General features: G+C 44.2%; 6 protein-coding genes. All 6 read left to right on the forward strand.

Features of this window, described 5'->3' with window-relative positions:
* Nucleotides 1-3,784: LamG domain-containing protein (locus A3G19_RS03805; protein ID WP_294870658.1), on the forward strand; the 3,784-nt coding region annotated here is incomplete at its 5' end.
* Nucleotides 3,781-4,413 carry a type II secretion system protein gene (locus A3G19_RS03810; RefSeq protein WP_294870660.1) on the forward strand — a complete coding sequence of 211 codons (633 nt, stop codon included), beginning with the start codon at nucleotides 3,781-3,783 and terminating at the stop codon, nucleotides 4,411-4,413. The genes A3G19_RS03805 and A3G19_RS03810, both read left to right, overlap by 4 nt.
* A complete protein-coding gene (locus A3G19_RS03815) occupies nucleotides 4,413-5,300 on the forward strand; it encodes a type II secretion system protein (protein WP_294870663.1) in 888 nt (295 codons plus the stop codon). Before A3G19_RS03810 ends, A3G19_RS03815 begins: the two co-directional genes overlap by 1 nt.
* Entirely contained in the window at nucleotides 5,300-5,737 is a 438-nt protein-coding gene (locus A3G19_RS03820) for a hypothetical protein (RefSeq protein ID WP_294870665.1), read from the forward strand. Before A3G19_RS03815 ends, A3G19_RS03820 begins: the two co-directional genes overlap by 1 nt.
* The gene (locus A3G19_RS03825; RefSeq protein WP_294870667.1) at nucleotides 5,734-6,174 is read left to right on the forward strand and encodes a type II secretion system protein; all 441 of its coding nucleotides are present in this window, start codon (nucleotides 5,734-5,736) and stop codon (nucleotides 6,172-6,174) included. Before A3G19_RS03820 ends, A3G19_RS03825 begins: the two co-directional genes overlap by 4 nt.
* Before the next feature lie 58 nt (nucleotides 6,175-6,232).
* The coding region (locus A3G19_RS03830; protein ID WP_294870668.1) for a hypothetical protein at nucleotides 6,233-6,621 on the forward strand (389 nt) is incomplete at its 3' end.

The raw sequence follows: 6,621 nt of genomic DNA on the forward strand, positions 1-6,621 counted from the left end.
GCTTATCGGAAATACCGTCTTGTGCAAAAGCAGTAACGGCGGATCAACCGGAACCTGTGTTGCACCCGGCAACAATGAAGCCAATAATGCTTTTTACGCTATTTACAACGACATTGATTCTGATGGGTCAACGACCAGCTCTTCATCCGCCGATCTCTCTCTTCCTACCGGATCAAAAATCCTCTGGGCTGGGTTGTATTGGCAGGGACAATTCCCAACCAATTACACCACCGATAAAAACAGTGTCAAAACAATCAAATTTAAAAGACCGGGCGGGGCATATCAAAGCGTAACCGCTTCCCAAATCGATTACATTAGTACAACCAATACCCCCTACCAAGGCTTTGCGGATGTAACTTCTTTAATGAATGTCAACGCACCAAACGGTACCTACCATATTGCCGATCTTAAAACCAAGTTAGGTACCAGTGCTTATGGAGCATGGTCTTTAAGTATTATGTACGAAGACGCTAACGATAATCTTAAAAATATGACCGAATATGACGGATTTAAAGCAATTTATGCGAGCGGTTCAACTCAAACTATTAATGTATCAGGATTCCGTACCCCTCTAAGCGGAACGGTAAATTCTACCTTTTTCATCTTCGGTGCAGAAGGAGATGCCGCTTATGCGTATGAAGGGTTACAAATCCAAAACGGGTCAGGGGTATTGACCAATATTTTCAATACCCTCAATCCTTCAAATAACCAGTTCAACTCCAATATTACCTACAAAAACGCTTATGTCACCAGTAGAAATCCGGCATGGCAAAATACCGCCGGTATCGATATTGACACCTATGATATTTCCGGAGTTCTTGGAAACAATCAGACATCAACCCAAATCAAGATTATAGGAAACGGTGGAGATCAATATTATGTCGGTACCTTTGGATTCGCAACTCAGATATACTCTCCAACCATCGGAAATTTCGATAAAAATGTCTCAGTCACCTACGAATCGAACCAAACCTGCGGAACGGATAAAGACCTGCGGGGGGCAACCTTAAACTATGAAGTGAATTTTGAGAATACCGGAACAGAAGCGGCATCTACCGTTCGTGTCTATGATGATTTTCAAAGCAACGGAATACTCAGTTATCTCGATATGACACAAACAACCGTTCCAACGGTACAACTCATTAGCGGCACCGCCGCATCAACCATCACATGCGATAAAAATGCTACTGCAGTCTATTGCGATTTTAACCGGATTAATATCGGTACCAAATATAAAATCAATTTTAGTACTAAAGTGCCAAGCTCTCTCGTCCTAACAAGTGATATAAGCCTAAACAATACTGCAAACGCACACTATTATAATGCTGCCACAGGTGAAGAAATCACTCAACTTGCTTCCAGTAATATGCAAATAGCCGGAGGAATATGCGCCGTTTTACCGGTAGCCAACTACCGCCTCGATGAATGCTTATGGGGTGGAGTGAGTAATGAAATATTAGATTCCAGTGGAAATGGATTAAATGGGACATCCGTTAATAGCCCTCTCAAAATTGCGGGAGAAATATGTACGGGAGGAAAATTCAAAGGAGCCAGTACCAATACAAACATTACAATTGCAAATAACTCCCATTTGAATCTTGCCAACGAACTTTCCATCAGTGTATGGGTCAATCCCACTTCATGGCCGACATCCGATTTACGTACCATAGCTTCTAAAGATACCAACTATGAGTTTCATCTCAATACCAGTGGTCGTGTCAATTGGTGGTGGGGTACAGGAAATTTTACCGGATCAAGCGCCGTTCCTCTGAACACGTGGACGCATATTGCTTTGACCTATAAAAGCGGTGAACAAAAAATCTACATCAATGGAGTTGAAGATGGCAGTGCTACCTACACCGGAACACTGCCTCAAAATACACTCCCTTTTTATATCGGCGTGGATTACAACTATCCATCTCGAACCTTTGATGGAGCCATCGATGAAGTTAAAATATTTGATCGGGCATTAAGTCAAACCGAAGTTTCATCAGTATATTCCAACGAATCTTCCGGTAATAACTTTAACGGATCAATCCGTACATGCCCTGATTGTGCCATCATTCCCGATCCAGCCGTCTCTTTCGATGCATGGGACTCTTTTCGCTCCATTAGCGATCGCAATATCTCAACTAAAATCGTCTCGAAACCCTTTGATCTCACTGTTGCCTCACTCAATGAAACCAATGACGGTTATCAAGATTTTAACGGTACCGTCTGCGCCCGTTTGATTGATACTGCAGGAGCTGCTCTCACCGATTGGGTCAAACTCACCTATACCTCTGAACAAACTAAAACGGCTGCTTTTTTACTCGACCGTGCCATCGGAGGAAGTGAGAGTGCCGGAGTTCGTCTCATGTGGAAAAAAGATGCTCCTGTCTCAACGACATGCGATGCTCTAACGGATACCGATACTACTGTTGCCAGCGACCGTTTTGCGGTACGTCCAGCATTATTCAATATCACAGCTCCTAATGCCGTTGCTGGGGTCGATTTTAATGTCATATTTACTGCCCCAAATTTTTCAGGAAGCCCATCATCTTTATACAATGAAAGTGTCCCCGGAAGCTTTGAAATCGCCATTGGTGAACATAATCCTCTTTGCGGCGTTGGTACCTTTAATCCAACACTTACTTCCTTTAGCTTTATCAATGGAACCAAAACATTCACCACTCGCTATTCAGAAGTGGGTGTGCTCGACATCAACATCACCGATCTCACCAAAGCATGCGGTGCGAAGTACGCCAATATCGACTGTGACGATGCGGATGTCGCCGGATTCTATAGCTCCGCGAGTGATTTGCCGATCGGATCAACCCAAGCTCAGATTACGATCAAACCCCACCATTTCGATGTAACGGGGACCCTCACTAATTTCGCGGGAGGAGATTTCACCTATCTCTCGGATGATCTCAACATGTCTTCCGCACTGGATCTCAACATCACCGCTAAAAACGGTGAAAATAACACTACTGCCAACTACAGTTCCGCGTGTTATGCGAAAAATACCGACTTAACGCTAGTACATTCGAGTGTCCCTAGTCCCTTAACCAAAATTCTCTATTCTGAAACACTCACTACGGTAAACACCAATGTACTAAAAGGTGATCCATGGACATTGAGCTTGAATTCAAGCTTGTTTAATAGCGGTTCAGTCGCCCCGAATATCGATTTCAATTTCGACAGGTCTCCTAGTAAACCTCTTAATCCGTTTGATTTTAATATCACCTCAGCCGATGTGAATGATAGTGATCACGTATTAGGCTCAGGAATACTTCTAGGCGATACCACATTCGTTTACGGTCGTGCACGTGCCTATGATATTGCAACCAATATCTCACCGGTAGATGCGCCGATCGAGTTTGAAGTCTACAGTACTACTTCGAGTGGATTTGTAAGTGGCATGCCGCAAAACGTCCTCAAGTGGTATCGCAATCTCAATCACGACACTGCTGCTGAGGGAAATGTTATCCGAGGGGGCTACAGTGCGGGAGGAGATGATATCGATGCTTCTAAAACTCCTGCCAATGGACTTCAGATGGTGAGTGTCACCTCTGTACATGACCAAACCATCCATTTGGATATAAGCCCTTGGTTATGGTATTCTCCCAATTATACTTACAATTACAGCGGTAATTGTACACGACACCCGTGTTTCAACTACGACTACACCGATGCAACCGGTGGCGTAAAAGGGGTGAACAGCGGAACGTTCCAAGGGAGTGACTTTCAAATGGCACCGGCAAAAAATATCACCAACAAAGGGGTGAAACTCTTTCGATGAGAAATGCTCTGACCCTCATAGAACTGATCCTCTCGATGATGATCATCGGGATCGTCTTTACCGTCATCCCCCGTCTGGTGATGTCGATGAACCAAAGCGCCCAAGTCACCCTCAAAGAGGAGGCGATGTACAACGCAATGGCACAAATAGGGATGATCCTCAACCTACCATGGGATGAAAACAATACAGAACACGATCAAATACTTCAAACCGATAGTTTAAGTTATGTCTGTAACAGTTCTAATCCTGAACCTTTTTATCGTATAGGAGGTTTTGTGGGAAGTCGAAATTGCCGAGAAGAAAATGGGACAATTTTCCAAGCTTCTTTTGGAATGGAAAAAGATACCTTTGGCAATAATGTCTACAACGACATCGATGACTACGACGGTAATATTACCACCACCAAATCATGCACCAATTTATATGATCTTAATACAACCGTAAAATATATCAATGAAGACACTTATGCAAATACACCTGCAGGTCAAACATCAAATGCGAAAATGATTGGGGTAAAAGTTAAATATACCTCTGGTCACAAATTTCAAAATACTGCGAACTGTATCACTGATTTAAACTACACTTCTTATAATATTGGTAATATTCATATCAACCGCAGGGATTGGTAATGCGGCGCGGTTATACCCTTATCGAAATCATCATCACCGTTGCCATTACCGGTATCCTTTCGGTGGGGATGTTCAAAGCATTCGAAGCAATCACTCTGCGAAGTGAAAAAGCGAAAATCCTCACCACACTCTCAATGGACAGCCAAAGTGCACTGGATCAAATCAGTATTCTTCTTTATAACCGTGCTCCGATGTCGGTTAGCGGATACAACCTAGGAGATGCAACCCGCACCCCGTTGGCAAGTTCAACCGATAAAGAAATCATCGAATGGCTGGGACTCGCATCTGAGAGTTATCTCGCAGGTGATTACAGCGGATTCGTCGATATGAACCACTCCGATTATGCCACCGCTACCCTCTACACTCCTGAAACAACCAAAGCATCTATCGAAAATACTCAAAGTGCTAAATGGGGAAGTTTTAACTGGGCGAATGACAACATCGCTTTAGTCTTTTCGGGGACATTTGATGAAGGGGTCTCAACCGTCCACACCATAACCATGACTGTTGACAATGCCATCGTATTTAGCGGTGTTGCACCTACAACAATTTATGAAAAGTACAACCTCGTTGACTCGGCGTATGCGGTTGCTAGAGGAGCAGATATCAATCAATCCGCAGCATGTATCACTACACTGGGAATCAGTTCTACGGCTATCGACAACACCCTTTTTCTCTTTTACAACTACCGTCCGTGGAACGGAGAGAGTTTTTGTGCCGATATTGCCGCTCATAATCCACAAGGCAGAGTGAGTATTCTCGCGACCAATGTCAACGCCTTTCGAGCTCAGATGATCAACAGCACTATCCGTCTCAGCATCGATACCAACCGAACCGTACGGGGCGGAAATCCGGTACGCTTATCCAAACAAAAGGTAGTATTCTAATGCGTCACGCTTTTGGATTACCGCAAGTGCTCCTCATCATCCTCTTTATCGGGGGGATTGTCACCGTCACCATGCGATATGCTTCTCTAGGGGCTCAGCATTATGCCGACAGCTATACCCGTGAACAGGCAGAGCTCTTTTTACAAAGCGCGACTGAAGCGGCATTATTACGGATCAGTGCCTATGATCGTACTGGCGGAAGTTGCCTCGGAAGTCTCACCGTCCGCTCATCGGATGCTAAGTTCGATGCCAACGTGACAATCGAGCGTTACTATTTAGCCGATGGGACCACTTGTAACAATGTTGCTCACACTCCGATCCAATCCGAGGAGTCGCATGGAATGGTGAGTATGCGCGTTATCGTTACCTCCGATAGCACTAATGCCAAAATCCTCCATCCGATCCGATTTGAACGAAGGAGCTTACAGCGCCCATGAAAAAACACGCTTTTTCGCTCATTGAACTTATCTTTGTCATTGTCCTCATCGGAGTGATGAGCGGTATCGGTTTTTACATGAGCCGCCCCGATTATGCCCGCCAAGATGCCCAATACACTCTGCTAAAACTCAAAGAGGCACGCTACCGTGCATTGGGGTATGATGCACTCGACAGTGCAGGATGTGTCACCCTAACTCAGGCCGCATTATCCGATAACGAAACTCCAAAACATGAGATTAAATCAACTATCACCCTCACCCCCAATATTACGACGGTCTGTTTTGATGGGATGGGGCGACCGCACAATGCTAATTCGGTAACATTAAATACTTTATTACCGAACGAATTAAATATAAATTTCAAAAATGGTGATAAAAATGCCACTATTCGCCTGTTTAGTGGAACGGGATATGCTATAATCCCTTGCAATAACTAATTATATTTTTTAATTTTGCCGATATAGGTACTAACAAAAAAACGTGGCAAGCAGGGAAATGGAACATCAAAAACTACTTTTCATAGAGCATGATCGGATTCGTACTTACCACGATGGTGTATTTGGCGAACCCTCTGCACGTGAGCATAAAGAGCTCTCTTCCGGTGCTATCGTCCCCTTATCACTGCTTAATACCCAAACCCTAAAACTCCCCGATCGTCTCAGCGAAGATGAGCTCCGAATCCAAGTTGAAATACGGATGTTTGAAGAGGGAAACCTCAACAGCGATGAAGAGTACACGATCGATTATATCCGCCATTCGGTCACGACCGATGATAGCGATTTGGTTGAAGTATTTGCCCTCTCTCTCACCAAAGCAAACGAATATTTCGGAGCTTCCCTCGCTAAATCACCTTCGATTGACCGTATCATCCCCGGATTTATGAT

The organism is Sulfuricurvum sp. RIFCSPLOWO2_12_FULL_43_24, from assembly GCF_001829605.1.
GTDB lineage: Bacteria > Campylobacterota > Campylobacteria > Campylobacterales > Sulfurimonadaceae > Sulfuricurvum.